Here is a 19,477-nt window from a genome sequence, read left to right as displayed (position 1 = left end):
CGTGTGTGATTTCTCCCTTCGGTCAGAAATGACAAAAAAAAACAAAAAATATATGAAATACATTCTAACGCTACTTTTACTAACAACACTCTCTCTATCAGCCCAAACGCTTGATAATAAACTCGCATTAACCGTTGCACAAGATGGTTCGGGCGATTTCAAAACAATTCAGGAAGCTATTAATAATGTCAAAGATAATTCAGAGAAAAGAGTCATAATTACAATAAAGTCAGGAAAGTATATCGAGAAATTGGAAATTCCTGCTTCTAAACCTTTCATTACTTTAAAAGGTATAGACAGAAATAAAACCATTATTTCATTTGATGATTATTCTGGAAAACCACTTCGTGAACCAGATTCATCAGGTAAAAAGGAATTTGGAACAGGAACTTCTTATTCCTTTTTAATAAAAGGAAATGATTGTACACTGGAAAATCTAACGGTTGAAAATACAGCAGGAAGAGTAGGACAGGCGGTAGCTCTTCATATTAAAAGCGATAGAGTTACTGTAAAAAATTGTAATCTTTTAGGAAATCAAGATACCCTTTATTTATCTGAAGAAAAAACTCGCATCTATTTTGAAAACTGTTTTATCAACGGAACGACCGATTTCATTTTTGGAGCTGCTACGGCTTATTTTTATAAATGCACGATTGAAAGTTTAGTTAATTCTTATATAACAGCTGCTTCAACTCCAAAAGGACAGGCTTATGGTTTTGTTTTTACAGATTGTAAACTTACCGCTAATGACAAATCGGTAGATAAAGTTTTTTTAGGAAGACCATGGAGACCTTATGCACAAACGGTTTTTATCAATACAGATTTAGGTTCGCATATTATTCCAGAAGGTTGGAATGCTTGGATTGATACTCGATTCCCAGACAAAGACAAAACAGCTTATTATGCTGAATATGGTAGTAATGGAGCGAGCGCAAAAGATTTAGGACAGCGTGTTTCATGGTCGCATCAACTAAAAAAAGAAGAGATTAAGAAATATAATAAGGATTTAGTGTTAAACGGATGGAATCCAAATAAGTAAGATTGTGAGAAAAATTAAATTTTTTATACTAGGAACGTGCTCAGTTTTATTACTGGGCGCTTTTAGTTTTAAGTCAAAAGTAACGACTATTTATTTAATTGGTGATTCTACGGTTGCTGATTATTCGTTGGAAGAAAATTATCAAACAAAGAAATTTCCACAAGTAGGTTGGGGACAGGTTTTTCAGCCTTTTTTTCAAAAAGATAGCTTAAAACTCGTCAAAAATATTTTAGGTTCTGTCAAAGAGGTAAAAATTGATGATCGAGCAAAAGGTGGCAGAAGCACAAGAACTTTTTTTCAGGAAGGACGTTGGGCTTCGGTTTACAAATCACTTCAAAAAGGAGATATCGTCATGATGCAGTTTGGTCATAATGATGCAGCTGTGGACAAAACAGAACGTTATGTAAACATTGAAGGCTATAAAGAGTTTCTTCGACTTTTTATTAGTCAAACAAAAGAAAAAGGAGGAACGCCAATTATATTGACACCAGTTGCAAGGAATTATCCGTGGAAAGACGGAAGACTTTCTAATGTACACGGCGATTATCCAAAGGCAGCAATCGATGTTGCAAAAGAATTGAACGTAAAGTATATTGATTTGAATGAGCTTTCAATGAGCTTCTTCTCATCAAAAGGACAGGAATATGTTACTACAAATTATTTCATGAATTTTGAAGCAGATAAGTATCCTGCTTTTCCCGAAGGACAGAAAGACAATACCCATTTTCAGACGAAAGGAGGAGAAGAAATTGCACGCCTTGTTTTTAATGCAATGAAAGATTTGTAATCTTTTTTGCCACTTACTATGTTTATTGGATATTCTTAATTTTTCGAAATAATAAAATTCCTACTTATCCTTAAAAAAAACATTAGAAAACGTATTATTAGTAGCTGTCTTGGTCAGAATTTACGTTTAAAAAAAACTTTTTTCAATTTTTTTTTGCTAATAATTAACAGTTCAAAACAGCGTATTTTATAAGTTTTTTAATATAAAATGGAGCACAAAAAGTGCTTTTACGAAAACGTTTTCTGTTTTTTCAGTATAATCTTAATATACTAAATGTCAGTATGACTAGAAGGTTGTGTTGAATTAAAATTACTTATTGAATGTTTTTGATGAATTTTTTATTGTATTTATCCCAAAACAGGTTCCTAAATTTTATTTTACTCAAAGAAATCAACTGTTTTTTTTAGATAGGTATATTTTTTCAATCCAATTTTTATTAATATTGTTTTTTTTGCCTGCTTTTAATGAAATAAAAGGATTAAAACAGGATAGAGCAGGACGGTTGTAATATACCATCATCCTATTTTTGGATTACTAAAAATAAATGTGTTTTTGACATTTAATTGAAGAATTTAAGATTTAATTAAATTTTTGTTTTTTGAAAAAAGACGCATTAACATGACTAACTAACAATTTATAAACTAACCAAAAAAGACATTTATGAAACAAGCACTTATTAAAAGATGTAGTTTTCTTTTGTTTGCGATGATGAGTGTATTGACTTACGCTCAAAATTCTGGCAGTACGGTAACTGTGACTGGAGTTGTAACAGATAATGTATCTGGTCTACTGCCTGGAGTAAACGTAACCGAAAAATCTACAAAAAATACTGTGACCACAGATTTCAATGGTCAATATCAAATTAAAGTTAAGGCAAATGCGACTTTAGTTTTTTCTTTTATTGGAATGAAAAAACAGGAAGTAGCCATTGGAACACGTACAACTGTAAATGTTAAATTATCTGAAGATTCTAATGAATTACAGAATATAGTAGTTGTTGGATACGGTAGTCAGAAAAAGGAAAAACTTACTGGAGCAATCGCTACGATAAATGTATCAGAAATTCAGGATCTTCCAGTTTCAAATTTATCTGAAGCCTTGAGAGGTCAGGTTCCTGGTTTATCGGTTATTACTGGCGGTAGCCGTCCTGGAGATGCAGCTGCAATTGAAATTCGTCAAACATATGGTTTCTCAAAAGACGGTAGTTCTAAAACGCCATTAATTGTAATTGATGATATGATTCAGGTTGACCCTATTAATGGTAGACCTTCATTGGATGCATTTAACAGATTAGATCCTTCGGAGATTGAAAGTATGACAGTTCTTAAAGATGCTTCTGCTGCGATTTATGGTTCTCGTGCATCTCAAGGAGCAATCGTAATTAAAACAAAAAGAGGAAAAAGCGGAGTGCCAACTTTTTCATACTTTAGTCAGTTTGCAGTTAATGATGCTGTAAGTCATAGTAAAACTATGTCTGCTTACGAATATGGTGTTTTCTCTAATAGATATTTCAAAGGAAATAATAATATTGGTAACAACGGGTCTAACCTTTTTACTGATAGAGAGTTAGAAGAGATGAAAGGTCTTGATTATGATTGGTTGGAAGAAGCTTGGAGACCTGCTATACAGCAAAAACATACTTTAAATGTTAGTGGAGGTACTGAAAAAGCAACTTATTTTGCAGGTATTAACTACTTTACACAAGGAGCGAATTTAGGAAGACAAAGTTATGACAAATGGAATTTCCGTACTGGGGTTACAGCAAAAATTAGTAGCTCTTTAGATTTTTCTGCTTCTGTATCTGGAAACTCAGGTGATATTGAAAAGTCTTTTACTAAAGCTTCTTCTGGTATTAATGACAGCAGTTATGGTTCTGCGGCAGGTGGTGAGCAGGCCGATTACGGATTATTGTTGCACATGCCAAAATATATTCCTTGGCAAACTGTTGTAAATGGACAAGATTATTATATGTCTCCATTTCCACGTACAACTAGTACGTTAGGATCTGCGAATGCTAATAATACTATTGCGGGATGGAATTACTTTGCGTCACTAAATAATGGTTCTAAACAAATCTCAAGTGATTTTACTTATAATGTAAATATGTCTTTAAACTGGAAAGTTCCTTTCATTAAAGGTTTATCACTTAAAGGTACTTATTCAAGAAATCAAACTTCAAGCAGTTCAGAGCAAATTCAGCTTCCATATGACCTAGCAAGAATAATGGGTTACGAAAAAATCGATAGTCACTTAGCAAGTTCAGCTCTTCCTACAACTGTAAATGATGGAGTTCATAACTACTATGCTATAGAAACAAACGTTCGTAGTGCAAGAGTTTATTACAATACTTCTCTCTCTAAAGCTGTTCAGACTAACTTCTTTGCAGATTATAACAGAACATTTGACAACCATGAAATTGGAGCTATGTTTTCTGTTGAGCGTTCTGAAACAGAATATAATACAACTCGTTTAGCTTATGAAGGTACAGGAAAAGATTACGGAGGATCATATCAGACAGCTGGTGTTTTAAATTCAAACTCACAAGCACTAAAAGGTGAGCAAGGAACTTTATCATATTTAGGACGTCTTAACTACAGCTATAAATCACGTTATATGCTTCAATTTCTTTTTAGAAGTGATGCATCAACAAAGTTTGCACCTGAAAACTACTGGGGATTCTTCCCATCTGTTCAAGCAGGATGGATTGTTTCGAAAGAAAAATGGTTTAATGTACCAGCGGTAGATTTCTTCAAAGTTCGTTACTCTATTGGTAAAACTGGAAATGATAATATCAATGCATGGAGATGGATGAAGCTTTATGATGTAGTTGCAGATAAAGGATTCCAATTTGGAAGTAATGGAGGAGTACTTGGAGGTTCTGTAACACCAAGAGTTGAACCAAACAGAAATGTTGGATGGGATGCTACAATAAAAAACAACTTAGGTTTTGATTTAGCTTTCTTAAAAAATAGATTGTCTCTAACAACTGATTTTTACTATGAAAAATCAAAAGAAATGCTTACAGGTATGGCTGGTATGGTTGGTGTACCTATCTCTGTTGGAGGAGGCTATGCAGAAGAGAATTATGCAGCTGTTGATTCTTGGGGAACTGAGGTAAGTGTAAACTGGAAAGATAATGTTAACAAAAATTTCAGTTATAATGTAGGTGTAAACTTTGGATTGGCTGATAATAAAGTTAAAAAATATCCAGAACCTGCGACATTACATCCATCAAATAACTTAACACAAGCAGGTCATTCTTTGATTTTTCCACAATGGGGATTCAGAACATGGAAAGAAACTTCTACAGGAGATGGTATTTTACGTACAGATGAGGATGTTGCAAACTATTGGTCTTATTTGACAGAGCGTGCAACTGCAGCAGGTGTTCAGCCTAACTATATGGGTATTTCTAATGTTGCCAATATGAGAAAAGGTATGTTGGCTTATGAAGACGTTGGAGGGCAATTTAACAGTACAGATGGAACTCAAGCAGGTCCAAATGGTCAGATTCAAAAAAATGAAGATTATATTAAATTAGTAAATAGAAACAGAACATACGGTTTTACTACTAACTTAGGAGCAAGGTACAAATCATTTTTTATCAAAACACAAATTGCAACATCTTGGGGTGGCTACCGAGCTATCGATGTGGTAAAACAGGGAACTTCATCTGCACATAATATGTGGGCTCGTGAGACATTCTGGAACGATATGTACTCAGCAGATGATAACGTAAATGGTAAATATCCAAACTTAAACACAACAGGTCAGGATTATATTACTGCACCTTCAGATTTCTGGATGCTTGATACTTTCCGTTGTACAGTTAGAAACTTGACGCTTGGTTTTGATATGCCAAGAGAGCTTTTAGATAAGATTAAAATTTCAAAATGGTCAATTGGTGTTACAGGAAATAACCTTTGGGATTTATACAATCCGTATCCAGATCATTATCGTAATATGTATGATAGTTCTTCTGAAAACTATCCAACACTTAGAACATGGGCTGTTACTTTTAACATTACATTCTAAAACAATTAAAGATGAAAAGACAAATTAATAAATATATAGCTTTAGCACTTTTCGCAGTGTTAAGTACTTCTTGTAGTGACAACTTTTTAGAAGAAAAGAAGAATTTCGGAAGTGTCGATGATTCATTTTATCAGAACCAGGAACGTGCAACTTGGTATATAAATAATGTTTATTTTGATTATTATTCTGCTTTTAAATCTCCAGGACAAAGTTTGGTAGGTTCGTTTACAGATGTATATTCTAGAATGACAGAAGAGATCGGAGGAGTTCAACCTCTTATTAATCCAAATATTACCTATGTGAATGCAGCAGATGCATCTGGATATTATGGAGGTAAATTAGAAGATAAGATTAACAACGTTCCTTACAACAGAATTAGAGATTGTAATTCTTTTATAGCAGAGGTAGATGTAAAAGGAGCTAATTTGAGCAAAAGTTTTCGTGATCAGGCAAAAGGACAGTTGTATTACCTGCGCGCTGTACAGTATTTTGATTTAATGAAAGTATATGGAGGTGTGCCAATTGTAACAGAAGTTCAAACACCAAGTGCCATAGATGAAGCAATTAAAGTACCACGTGCTACAGTAGGTGAAGTTGTCGAGCAAATTGTTAAAGATTTGGATATGGCTGCAAGCTTATTACCAAGTACCTGGGCTTCTGCTGAGTATGGTCGTGTTACTAAAGGAGCTGCTTTGGCAGTAAAATCAAGAGTATTACTTACTTATGCAAGTCCATTGTTTAATAAAAACTGGGATAGTTCAAATGAACGTTGGAATGCTGCATTACAAGCTGGTTTGGCTGCTGAGACAGAATTATCATCTGCTGGATATGGTTTATACGGAAGCTCTGCTAAAGATTGGCAGAATATGTTTGCAATTTCTGCTAACAATGGTTTTTGTCCTGAAGCTATTACAACGCAGCTTTTATCTACAAATAATACTAATCTTGGGGTTAATAACTCTTGGGAGAGAGGTATTCGTCTATTCAGCCAGGGAGGTGTAAGCGGTATGGAAGCTCCAAAAGAAATGATTGATTTATTTCCTTTGGATGATGGTAGAAGACCAACTACAGCGAATGGATATGACCCGTTTTTATTCTTTGTAAAACGTGACCCGCGATTTTATAGAACATTTGCTTTTTCTGGAGTTAAATGGGATTATAAAGAAAATGCTAAGCCGGTAATTTGGGCTTATCGTTGGATGGATAATGCGAGCAAGCCATACTATAGTGACTCAAACAATGAAACAAGTCCTGCATTGGTTAGAAAAATGACAGATGTTACTGCTACAAACGCAAGTAGTTTTCAATATTCAGGAAATGATATTTTAGAATACCGTTATGCAGAGTTGTTATTGAATATTGCAGAATGTTATGCTGCATTAGGACAAACAAGTAATTCTGTTGCTTATTTAGGAAGAATTAGAAACCGTGTAGGTATTCCATCTGGAAACAATTACGGAATCGGAACTCCGGTTGATAAATACGCGGCTATTGAAGCTGTTTTATATGAGCGTAGAGTAGAGTTAGCTTATGAAGGAAAACGTTTTTGGGATATTCAAAGATGGATGCTTTATGATAATGTGACACTTCCTGGAACAACAGGAGGAACAGTTTCAAAATTAGGTTTAGCTCCAATCAACGGAACGCAACGTACAGGAAACTATCTACAGTATAAAAATACAGCTACATCTGCAGACCCTTTAGCTGCAGCACGTGCAAGTATTTCTGCAGATCCAGATGCTGCTAATTTCCAGGCTCAGTTGGCAACATTAGCAACTTTTTATACTAATAATTTTATCCTTGTGGCACCACCAGTACCAATGGATCAGGTTAATAATGTGGGAGTTAAAATCAAGTTTAACCCTAACTATTACATTCAAGGATTACAAAATACAGTATTAGCACAAAATCCATGGCTGAAACAAACAATTGGATGGAAAGATGCTTCAGGCGGAGAAGGAGATTACAATTACCAACAATAAACGAAATAATAGGGATATTACATCTTTATTAAATAATAATTAGAGATTAATAACGATATCACCTGTATTTCTAAAAAAAATACAGGTGATTTGTTTAAAAAGAATTACCAAAATTCAAAATTAACATGAAAAATTCCGCATTATTTATCGCATCATCTCTGCTTTTTTTAGGAAGTGCAAAATGTTTTGCTCAGTATCCAAAAATTAGTCCAGAAGTTCAAGCGCAGGAAAAAGCAATTAAAGAAGAAGCTCAAAAACTTTCTGACGAAGCATGGGCAAAAGCTTTAATAGTAATTGAAGAAGAGGCTAAACATGGAAAACCATACATTCCATGGGCATCAAGACCAACAGATTTGCCACAGGCAGACATTCCTGCTTTTCCAGGAGCTGAAGGAGGAGGAATGTACACATTTGGAGGTCGTGGAGGAAAGGTTTACACAGTTACAAGTTTAGAAGACCGCGGACCTGGAACTTTACGTGAAGCTTGCGAACAAGGAGGTGCTAGAATTATCGTATTTAATGTTGCCGGAATTATCAGACTTAAAAGTCCATTGATTATTCGTGCTCCTTACATTACAATTGCTGGACAGACTGCTCCAGGTGATGGTATTTGTATTGCTGGAGAATCAACTTGGATTGATACGCATGATGTAATTATCAGACACGTACGTTTCCGTCGTGGAGAAACTTTCGTAGGTCGTCGTGATGATGCTATTGGAGGAAATCCTGTTGGAAATATCATGATTGACCACGTTTCTGCCACTTGGGGATTAGACGAAAATATGTCAATTTACAGACATATGTACAATCCAGGTCCAGGATATCCAGATATTAAAGTTGGAACAGTAAACATTACAATTCAAAATAGTTTATTCGGAGAAGCTTTAGACACTTACAACCATGCTTTTGGTAGTACTTTGGGAGGAGAAAACTGTTCTTTCATGAGAAATATGTGGGCTAATAATGCAGGAAGAAACCCTTCAATCGGCTGGAATGGAATTTTCAATTTTGTGAATAATGTTGTTTTCAACTGGTACAATAGATCGACAGATGGTGGTGATTACACTGCAAATTACAACATCATCAATAACTTCTACAAACCTGGACCTGTAACCGATTTGACACAACCAATTAGTTATAGAATTTTAAAACCAGAATCTGGAAGAAGTAAACTGCCTTATATGGTTTTTGGTAGAGCTTTTGTAAACGGAAACGTAGTTAACGGAAACGAAAAAGTGACTAAAGACAACTGGGACGGTGGTATTCAAATCGAAAACAAAAAAGGTGAGTTGATGGCTTATGATGAAGCAAAAGAATATTTTGCTAAAATGAAAGCGGACAAACCTTTCCCAATGCCATGGTTCAATAAATTCATGACAGCTGAAGAGTCTTATGAGTTTGTACTTAAAAACGTTGGAGCAACTTTGCCAATTAGAGATAAAGTTGACGAAAGAATCGTAAGAACAGTAAAAACTGGAGTTCCAGAATATGCAAAAGGTTTAGAAAAAAAGACTTTTTATCAATTTGAACACAGACGTTTGCCAATGGATTCATACAAACAAGGAATCATTACAGACATTTCTCAAGTTGGTGGATATCCAGAATACAAAGGAAAACCTTATGTAGATACAGATAAAGACGGTATGCCAGATGCATGGGAGAAAAAATACGGTTTAAACCCGAATGATCCATCTGATGCACAAGGAGATTTAAACGGTGATGGTTATTCTAATATTGAAGATTATATTAATGGTGTTAATCCAGCAATAAAAGTAAATTGGAAAGATTTGGCAAATAACAAAGAAACTTTGGTAAGACCTTTGTTAGATTTAAAATAGGAACAGTTTTTGAAAACACTCCTGTTTTTATTAAGAGACAGGAATATTTTTGAAAAGAGCCTGAAAGGCTGAAGGCAGTAACATAGGACAACGTCCTGTGTATAAGATAGGGGAATAAAAAAGCCCTGAAAGGGTGAAAGAAATTAATTAAAGACGTTACTGATAAAGGCTTACGCCCTTTCAGGGCTATGTTTGCATGATTTTTGAGTCATAGGATGTTATCCTATGGTGTTTCTTAAAGGCCGTTGGCCTTCTAATTAAGTTTAACAACTTCATAAAAAAGAAAAATAATGGCACTAAATAAAATAAATGCTGGTTTATTATCGCTGGTTTTCGCATTTTCAACTTTAAATGCGCAGCAGCATTTGGATCCTGAATATGTAAAAGTTACCAACGAAAGAGCTGCAAAAATTGTTACCAAATTAGATTTGAAAAACGAGGCGAAAGAAAAAGCAGTTTCAAATATTATAGCACAACAATTTAGAGATTTAACTGAAATTCAGGATGGAAGAGATGCTGAAATTAAAAAAGTAAAAGAAGACAGTTCTCTAGCAAAAGAAAAGCAAAACGAAAAGATTGATAAACTGAAAGCTAAAGCAGACGAATCAATTGCAAAACTGCACAAATCTTACATCAAAAAATTAGGTAAAGAATTGTCAGAAGACAAAATTACTGAAGTTAAAGACGGAATGACTTATGGAGTTCTTCCAATTACAGTTGCAGGTTACAACGACATGCTTCCAAATTTAACGACAGAGCAAAAAGACTATATCTACAAAGCTTTGGTTGAAGCCAGAGAACATGCAATGGACGCTGGTTCATCTAAAGAAAAACACGGTTGGTTTGGTAAATACAAAGGAAGAATCAATAACTATTTATCAAAACAAGGTTACGATTTAAACAAAGAAAGTGCTGACTGGCACAAACGTATTGAGGAAAGAGAAAAGAATAAAGCAAAAGATTCAACTGCAAAAGAATAATCTCTTAAAAAAAACTAACTACTATTAACTACACCACACAATTCAATGCAAAATATTTTTCCAAACCGTACTTTAAAGAGAACCTTAATGGCTTTCTCATTTTGTTCGCTTATGTCGTCGGCTTATGCCCAATATCCTGTAATACCAAAAGATGTTCAAGCAAAAGCAGATGCTATTTTGGCCGACGAAGAAAAAAGACTGAGCGAAATCTGGAATGCCAATCTTCATATCATCAAAGAAGAAGCAAAACAAGGAAAGCCATATTTACCTTGGGCTTCGTACCCAAAAGATTTTGTTTTTGCAGATATTCCAGCTTTCCCGGGTGCTGAAGGTGGTGGAGCTTACACACAAGGTGGCCGTGGCGGAAAAATATTTGTAGTGACAAGTTTAGAAGACAGTGGTAAAGGAACTTTCCGCGAAGCTTGTGAAGCAGTGGGAGCAAGAACGATTGTTTTCAATGTTTCGGGAATCATTCAGTTGAAAAAAAGAATCAGCATGCGTGCGCCTTACGTAACCATTGCAGGACAAACTGCTCCTGGTGACGGAATCTGTATTGCGGGAGAAACTTTAGAAATTGACACGCACGATGTTATTATCAGACATATGCGTTTCCGTCGTGGAGCTACAGATGTTACACGAAGAGATGATGCATTAGGAGGAAATCCGATGGGAAATATCATTGTAGATCACTGCTCAGTAAGCTGGGGATTGGATGAGAATATTTCTTTATACAGACATCAGTTTGCAGCTAACGCAAAATCAAAGCTGGAAAAACTGCCAGCTTGTAATATTACGATTCAAAACACTATTTCATCAGAAGGTTTAGATACGTATAATCATGCTTTCGGAAGTACAATCGGCGGATTGAATAGTACTTTTATGCGCAACTTGTGGGCAGACAACATTTCTAGAAATGCTTCTATCGGAATGTATGGCGACTTTAATTTTGTGAATAACGTAGTATTCAATTGGTGGAATCGTACGCTGGACGGAGGAGATTATCGTTCGATGTTGAACATTATCAACAACTATTTCAAACCAGGACCAATTACACCACAAAACGAGCCAATTTCATATAGAATCGTAAAACCTGAATCGGGTTATATTGAACCAAAACAATATGGAAGAGCATATGTTTCAGGAAACTTTATTGTAGGTTCTCCTGAAGTAACAGCAGACAACTGGAATGGCGGAGTGCAATTGGAAAATCTTCCAGAAGCTGAAACCAAAGAATTTTTAGCATCTATCAAACAACCGAAACCTTTCTCAATGCCAAAGTTTCCTATAATGTCGGCAGAAGAAGCTTATGATTTTGTTTTGGCTAATGTTGGAGCGACAATCCCAAAAAGAGATGCAGTTGACGAAAGAATCTTAAAACAAGTTCGTACAGGAAAAATCGAAGTAAAAGACGGTTTAGAAAATTCAATCGGAAAAGAATTTATTAAAAGAAGATTGCCTGCCGATTCTTATAAAAAAGGAATTATAACGCATCCTGACCAAGTGGGAGGATATCCTACTTACAAAGGAAAAGCGTATAAAGATTCAGACAATGACGGAATTCCAGATGCTTGGGAAAAGAAATACGGTTTAAATCCGAACGATGCTTCAGATGCCAATAAAGATGCAAACGGAGACGGATACACCAACATCGAGAAGTATTTTAACGGAATCGATCCAAATAGCAAAACAGACTGGACGAAAATCGAAAATAATACGGATACTTTAGCGAAATTAAAGTCTTTATTGCAATAATTAAAACGAAAGTATTTTCGACGCAAACCTGACAGGCTTTAAAACCTGTCAGGTTTAAATACACATACAATATCCATCATAGTTTGTCATTTCGACGAAGGAGAAATCACACGCGAAACTCGACAAAGATTGGCGATTTTCAGAGTAGAATTTCTAATGCGATTTCTCCTTCGTCGAAATGACAAGATTATGGAAAGAGACAAACCTAAAAATTATATGAGCTTATATTACTCATATGGTTTAATTTTAAAGTCTAAAAAAATATTAAGGTGAATTTTATTCAGTTAAAAAATACAATCTCTCTTCAAAAAGATAAAATGATTTTGTCAGGTTTGATGTTGCTTTTAAGTTTAAACATCGCAGCCCAAAACAATTTCCCAGACATCGTAAAAACTAAAGAAGGCAAACTTTCTTTCACAACAGATAATCAAGGAAATCAAATCCCAGATTTTTCTTTTGCGGGCTATAGAAACTCAGAAGTTGCCATTCCGAATCTGGAGAATAAAATTTTTGTTTCCAAACAAGAAGAAGACGCAACACAGAAAATCCAAAATGCGATTGATTATGTAAGTTCTCTTAAACCAGATAAATCAGGTTTTCGTGGAGCGGTTTTGTTGGACAAAGGAACTTTCAAAATCAGCGGAACTTTATACATTAGAAAATCGGGTGTAGTTTTAAGAGGAAGCGGAAATTCTGAAAACGGAACCGTACTTTTAGGAACCGGATTAGAAAGAGAAGCTTTAATTAGAATTTTAGGTGTAAACGATAAAGTGTTTAAAGATTCATTTGAATTTGCCAATGCTTACACACCACTTGGAACGCAGAAAATCCAATTAAAAAATGCATCAAAATTAAAAGTTGGAGACGAAATCGAAATCAGCAAACCTTTAACGGATAATTTCATTAAAGAAGTAAACATGCAGGATTTCGGTGGAGAAACTTCTTGGATTGGTTGGAAAAAAGGAGACTGGACTACAACTTGGAATCGTGTCGTTACCAAAATAAACGGAAACGAAGTAACCGTAAACGCTCCAATCACAATGTCTTTGGATGATGCTTTCGGAACTTCAAAAGTAACTGCTTATTCATGGGCAGGAAGAATCGAGCATATCGGAATTGAGAATATCTTAATAAAATCAACCTACAATCCTTCAAACTTAAAAGACGAAGAACACCGCTGGCAGGCAATCAGTATTGAAAACACTAGAAATGCGTGGGTAAAACAAGTGAATTTCAAACACTTTGCAGGCGGAGCCGTTACGGTTTTAAAAACAAGTCAGCAAGTTACGGTTGAAGATTGTATTGCAACAGAACCGATTTCAGAAATCGCTTCATTCAGAAGACATACTTTTTATACAGAAGGTCAGCAAACACTTTTCCAACGCTGTTATTCAGAATTTGGATATCATGATTTCGCTGTAGGCGGATTTGGAACAACTGGACCAAATGCGTTCGTACAATGCGAATCACATTTGCCTTTCGAAAACAGTGGCGCAATCGGAAGCTGGGCAACTGGAGTTTTATTTGACATTGCCAATATCGACGGAAAAGCATTAAGTTATAATAACAGAGAGCAAGGCGGAAGAGGCGCAGGATGGACATCGGCGAATTCTGTTATATGGGAATCATCAGCATCAAAAGTAGAATGTTATAGTCCGCCAACAGCGCAAAACTGGGCTTTTGGAGTTTGGGGACAATTTGGAGGAAACGGACATTGGAAAAACGTAAACGAACATATCAGTCCAAGAAGTTTATTCTACACACAACTAGAAGCTAGATTAGGAAAACTTCCAGTTCAACCTTTTATCTATGATTTAGGTTCAGAAGCTTCTTCAAGTCCGAGTGTAGAAGTTGCTGCAGAATTGACTAAAAATGCTGCTACAACGGCAAAAAGTCTACAGGAGTTAATCGCAGAAGTTTCAAAAGCAAATCCAATAAATGTAGATAGTAAAGGTTTAAAAAATGCAAACGATTTAAAAGTTATTGCAAGTAAAACAGAAAAATCGACTTCAAAAGTAATCACAGAAAATGGCTGGTTAACATTTGAAGGAAAAGTAATTGCAGGAAAACAAACCAACGTAGCATGGTGGAGAGGTGATTTAAGTGATGATTTCGTAAATAAATCTACACCACATATCACACGTTTCGTTCCAGGAAGAACAGGAAACGGATTGACAGATAAAGTTCAGGAAACGGTAGATTATTTAACTAAAAACAATATCGTTGCCTTAGAGCACAATTATGGTTTATGGTACGACAGAAGAATGGATGATCATGAGCGTGTTCGTCGAATTGATGACGATGTTTGGCCGCCGTTTTACGAACAGCCTTTCGCCAGAAGCGGACAAGATCTCGCTTGGGACCATTTAAGTAAATACGATTTAACAAAATTCAACGATTGGTATTGGAGTCGTTTAGCGCAGTTCGCAACGCTTGCAGAACCAAACGGACAATTGTTAATCAATCAGCAATATTTTCAGCATAATATTTTAGAAGCGGGAGCACATTGGGCAAGTTCACCTTGGCGTTCAGCAAACAACATTAACAGCACAGGATTCCCTGAACCACCGCCTTATGCAGGAGACAAACGTATTTTTATGGCAGAGCAGTTTTACGATATTACCAATGCTCAAAGAAGAAAATTGCACGAAGGTTTCATTAGAAAATCATTCGAAAACTTTCAGGAAAACAGCAACGTAATTCAGTTGACAAGTGCCGAATACACAGGTCCATTACATTTTATGGAATTCTGGATTGACCAAGCCCAAAAATGGAAAGATGAAACTGGCAAGAAAGGCTTAATTGGTTTAAGTGCTACCAAAGACGTTCAGGATGCTATTTTAAATGATGTCAAAAGAGTAAAAACGGTTGATGTAATCGACATTCGTTATTGGTATTACAAAGAAGACGGTTCTACTTATGCCCCGCAAGGAGGTGTAAATTTAGCACCAAGACAGCACGCCAGAAAATTAAAAACCGGAAAAGAAACTGACAATCAGGTGTATCGTGCCGTTCGTGAATACCGTAAAAAATATCCTGAAAAGGTCATTTTATATTCAACAGACGGTTCTTCAAGATTCGGATGGCCGGCTTTAATGGCGGGAGCTTCAATGCCAAACATTCCGAAAATCGAATTGCCTCAGTTTTATTCCGCTTTAAGCGAAATGAAATTAGTTGAAGGAAATACGTTTTCAGACAATCTTTGGAAATTAGAAAACAAAGGAAAAAGTTATCTTTTCTATTTGAAAAACGATCAGGATATTACCATCGATTTAGCAAACGAAAAAGGAACATTTGAAGTCTTTGCAATCAATGCTTCAACAGGAACCATAACCAAAAAAGCAAATATCAGCGGAGGAAAACAAATAACCATTCCACAAGCCGAAATAAAAGAAAAAGTGCTTTTTGTAGTGAAAAAATAAAAGGTTTTGATAGCCACGAATTCACGAATTAATCGGAAACAATTAATTCTGTTTAATTGCTCAAATCTGTGAGAGAAAAATTTCACGCAGATTTAAAAAAGATTTAAACGGATTTAGCAGATTTTTTAAATTTTAATCTGCGTAAATCTGCCAAAATCAGCAGTCCCGATAGCTATCGGGAGCGTGAAATAAAAACACAAAGATTATAAAAAAATAATTCGTGAATTCGTGGCAACCAAACCCAAAAAACATAAATTCAAAAACAACCAAAATGAATCTGAAAATTAAATCTTTACACGCTCTTTGTATAAGCTTTATGTTTACAGCACAAAGCGGTTTTTCGCAATCTGCCAAAACAAAAGCATCTCTACCTGAAATCAAAGTATCTAAAAATCAGCATTATTTTGTTACCGAAAACGAAAAACCATTTTTCTGGTTAGGCGACACAGGCTGGCTTGCATTCGGAAAACTGGACAGAGCAGGAATTGAGAAATATTTCAAAGACAGAAAAGACAAAGGATTTAATGTAGTTCAGGTGATGGTTTTGCATAACATCAATGCCGTTAACGTTTATGGCGACGCAGCTTTGATCAACGAAGACGTTTCAAAGCCTTTGATTACGGCAGGAAATGATTTCAAAGATGCAAAACAATATGATTATTGGGACCACGTAGATTACACTTTAGACGTAGCTCAGAAAAACGGGATTTACGTAGCGATGGTTCCAGTTTGGGGAACCAACGTTTCAAAAGGAAATAAAGTAAGCAAAGAGCAGGCAACTGAATATGCTAAGTTCTTAGCTAACCGATATAAAAACAGAACCAATGTAATCTGGTTAAACGGTGGGGACACACACGGAAACGAATTTCAGGACATCTGGAATGCCATTGGAAATACTTTAAAAACCAACAACCCAAATCAGTTGGTGACTTTTCACCCATTTGGAAGAACCGATTCTTCAGATGATTATCATAATGCAAAATGGCTCGATTTCAATATGTTCCAATCAGGACACAGAAGATACGATCAGGATTCTGTAAAAACGAATTTTAAAGAAGACAACTATAAATTCGTTCTTAGAGATTTCGAATTAAAACCAACAAAACCAACACTTGACGGAGAACCATCTTACGAAGGAATTCCACACGGTTTGCACGATACTCTACAGCCAAAATGGACAGCAAGCGACATTCGCCGTTACGGATATTGGTCGGTTTTATCAGGTGGAGCAGGTTACACATATGGGCACAACGCTGTAATGCAAATGTTCAGAAAAGGTGATAAACCAGCGTACGGAAACAAAGAATTATGGACATCAGCCATTAATGCACCTGGAGCAAAGCAAATGATTTACATTAAGAAATTAATGGAAGAAGTGCCATTTTTAGAAGGAGTTCCAGATGTTTCTTTAGTCGTAAATCAAGGAGAAAAATACGATTATATTCCAGCTATAAAAGGAGAAAAATACGCGATATTATACACTTACAACGGAAGAATAATAGAAGTAAAACTAGGAAAAATTTCAGGAGATAAATTCGAAGCAAGTTGGTATAATCCAAGAAACGGCAAGAAAACTAAAATCGGAACATTTGATAACAAAGGAACTCAGAATTTTCAACCAGAAGGTAAAAAAGAAGATGGAAATGACTGGGTTTTGATTTTGAGATCTATTTAAGTGATTAGTGAAAAGTAAAAAGTGATTAGTGAAATGCTTTGATTCACAAAAATGAGAATAAAATATTTCACGCAGATTTAAAATGATTTAAGCAGATTCTGCAGATATTTTTAAAATATAAATCAGCGTTAATCTGCCAAAATCTGCAAGATCTGCGTGAAACCAAAAAATAAATTATGAAAAACATACTAATAATACTCTGTTTCATCACTGGATTAAACACCACTTTCGCAAACGACGGCTGGCTAAACATTCTAAACGAAGGCGGAAACAACAAAGGAATAAAATGCACACAAGCCATTCAGAATGCTATCGAAAAAGCTTCTAAAAACGGCGGAGGAACCATCTTTTTCCCTGCTGGAGAATATTTGACTGGAGCTTTAACACTAAAAAGTAATATTACGATTCATTTAGATTCCGGAGCACTTTTAAAGTTCTCAGAGAACTTCGATGATTTTCTTCCGTATGTAGAAATGCGTTACGAAGGAATTGTAATGAAAAGTTTCCAGCCCTTATTTTATGCAAAAGACGTTGAAAATATTACCATTACAGGAAGAGGCGTAATCGACGGACAAGGAAAAGCGTGGTGGAATGAAGTCTATAGAATCGAAACTGCCAAAGAACCACTGCCACCAACCAAATACCAAACCATGTGGGAAGAGCAAAACAAAGGCCTTTACACAGAACCGTATTACAAAAGAACAGTTGATAAAAAGTTTTTCAGACCATCTTTCTTTCAGGCTTACAATTGCAAAAACATTTTAATTGAAGGGGTAACTTTTAAAAATTCGCCTTTTTGGACCATCAACCCAGAATTCTGTGATAATGTAACCGTTACCGGAATTTCAATTTTCAATCCGCATTCTCCAAATACAGACGGAATCAATCCTTCTTCTTGTACGAATGTTCATATTTCAAACTGCCATATCAGTGTTGGAGACGATTGTATTACGATTAAATCAGGAAGAGACGGCGACGGACGTAAATATGGAAAAGCAACAGAAAATGTAACCATTACAAACTGCACCATGTTAAGCGGTCACGGTGGAGTGGTTATCGGTAGTGAAATGTCGGGCGGAATCAAAAAGATCACGATTTCAAACTGTGTTTTTGACGGAACAGATCGTGGAATTCGTATCAAATCGGCTCGTGGAAGAGGCGGAGTTGTAGAAGATATTCGCGTCGATAATATCGTCATGAAAAACATCAAGCAAGAAGCCATTATTTTGGACTTGTTTTACGACAAAGAAAATGCTGTAGAACCAGTTTCAGAACGCACGCCAATTTTTAGAAACATCCACATCAGCAATGTTACAGGCGGAAACGTCAACAAAGCCGGATTCGTTCGCGGAATTGCCGAAATGCCAATCCAAAACATCACTTTCTCCAACATCAACATGGACGGAAAAGAAGGTTTTACCATAAACACAGCCACTGATGTTGAATTTCACGATGTAAAAGTCAATGCAACAGTGGGGCCCTCTTTCAAAATATCAGATTCTAAAAATCTGATTTTGGACAACGTAGGTTCATCGACTCCGATAAAAGGCATTCCGGTCATCAAAATCGATAACGCATCAAATATTATGATTAACAATAATTTTCCATTCAACGCCACCGATATTTTTATCGACGCTGACGGAAAAGCAACAAAGAATATTTTCCTGAAAAACAATGTTTTTAACAACGTAACAACGACAGTTAAAAAAGGAAAAGATTTGGATAAAAAAGCAATTACAGAATAACACAACGAAATCCTGCAAGGTCCTTTTCTGACCTTGTAGGTATTTAGATTAGTAAATTTAGAAGCAGAAACAATAGGCATTTTTGGAAGCATCGTCCCGCTCTTCGTTACAATCTTATAAGCCGAACACCGGCTTATAAGGATTTCCACTTCGATCGGGGCTAGAGAGAAAGATTTGGCTTTTTTGCAATCAGTAGGATTCTGTATTAAACATAAAATATAC

At 35.7% G+C, this 19,477-nt stretch carries 10 protein-coding genes; all 10 read left to right on the top strand.

The genetic code is table 11. The features are described from left to right. Positions 1 to 52: 52 nt before the first annotated feature. Complete coding sequence (locus tag ACFFLS_RS13220) at positions 53 to 1,039, top strand: pectinesterase family protein (protein WP_379682052.1); 987 nt, start codon at positions 53 to 55, stop codon at positions 1,037 to 1,039. A gap of 4 nt (positions 1,040 to 1,043) precedes the next feature. After that, positions 1,044 to 1,826 carry a rhamnogalacturonan acetylesterase gene (locus ACFFLS_RS13215; RefSeq protein WP_379682051.1) on the top strand — a complete coding sequence of 261 codons (783 nt, stop codon included), beginning with the start codon at positions 1,044 to 1,046 and terminating at the stop codon, positions 1,824 to 1,826. Between the two features lie 660 nt (positions 1,827 to 2,486). Beyond that, the gene (locus ACFFLS_RS13210; protein WP_379682050.1) at positions 2,487 to 5,861 is read left to right on the top strand and encodes a SusC/RagA family TonB-linked outer membrane protein; all 3,375 of its coding nucleotides are present in this window, start codon (positions 2,487 to 2,489) and stop codon (positions 5,859 to 5,861) included. Positions 5,862 to 5,872: 11 nt separating this feature from the next. Continuing rightward, positions 5,873 to 7,843, top strand: a complete 1,971-nt coding sequence (locus ACFFLS_RS13205; protein ID WP_379682049.1) for a RagB/SusD family nutrient uptake outer membrane protein — start codon at positions 5,873 to 5,875, stop codon at positions 7,841 to 7,843. A 125-nt stretch (positions 7,844 to 7,968) separates the two neighbouring features. Then, complete coding sequence (locus ACFFLS_RS13200; protein ID WP_379682048.1) at positions 7,969 to 9,681, top strand: polysaccharide lyase; 1,713 nt, start codon at positions 7,969 to 7,971, stop codon at positions 9,679 to 9,681. Between the two features lie 290 nt (positions 9,682 to 9,971). Continuing rightward, positions 9,972 to 10,661 carry a DUF3826 domain-containing protein gene (locus ACFFLS_RS13195; RefSeq protein ID WP_379682047.1) on the top strand — a complete coding sequence of 230 codons (690 nt, stop codon included), beginning with the start codon at positions 9,972 to 9,974 and terminating at the stop codon, positions 10,659 to 10,661. Positions 10,662 to 10,706: 45 nt separating this feature from the next. After that, a complete protein-coding gene (locus ACFFLS_RS13190; protein ID WP_379682046.1) occupies positions 10,707 to 12,413 on the top strand; it encodes a polysaccharide lyase in 1,707 nt (568 codons plus the stop codon). A 269-nt stretch (positions 12,414 to 12,682) separates the two neighbouring features. Beyond that, on the top strand, positions 12,683 to 15,835 hold the full coding sequence (locus tag ACFFLS_RS13185; RefSeq protein ID WP_379682045.1) for a DUF6298 domain-containing protein: 3,153 nt from the start codon (positions 12,683 to 12,685) through the stop codon (positions 15,833 to 15,835). Between the two features lie 271 nt (positions 15,836 to 16,106). Beyond that, complete coding sequence (locus tag ACFFLS_RS13180) at positions 16,107 to 17,510, top strand: glycoside hydrolase family 140 protein (protein ID WP_379682044.1); 1,404 nt, start codon at positions 16,107 to 16,109, stop codon at positions 17,508 to 17,510. Between the two features lie 176 nt (positions 17,511 to 17,686). Then, entirely contained in the window at positions 17,687 to 19,255 is a 1,569-nt protein-coding gene (locus tag ACFFLS_RS13175) for a glycoside hydrolase family 28 protein (protein WP_379682043.1), read from the top strand. Positions 19,256 to 19,477: the final 222 nt, after the last annotated feature.

Source organism: Flavobacterium procerum, from assembly GCF_042431625.1.
GTDB classification, from domain to species: domain Bacteria; phylum Bacteroidota; class Bacteroidia; order Flavobacteriales; family Flavobacteriaceae; genus Flavobacterium; species Flavobacterium procerum.
This window is presented reverse-complemented; position numbering and strand designations above follow the sequence as displayed.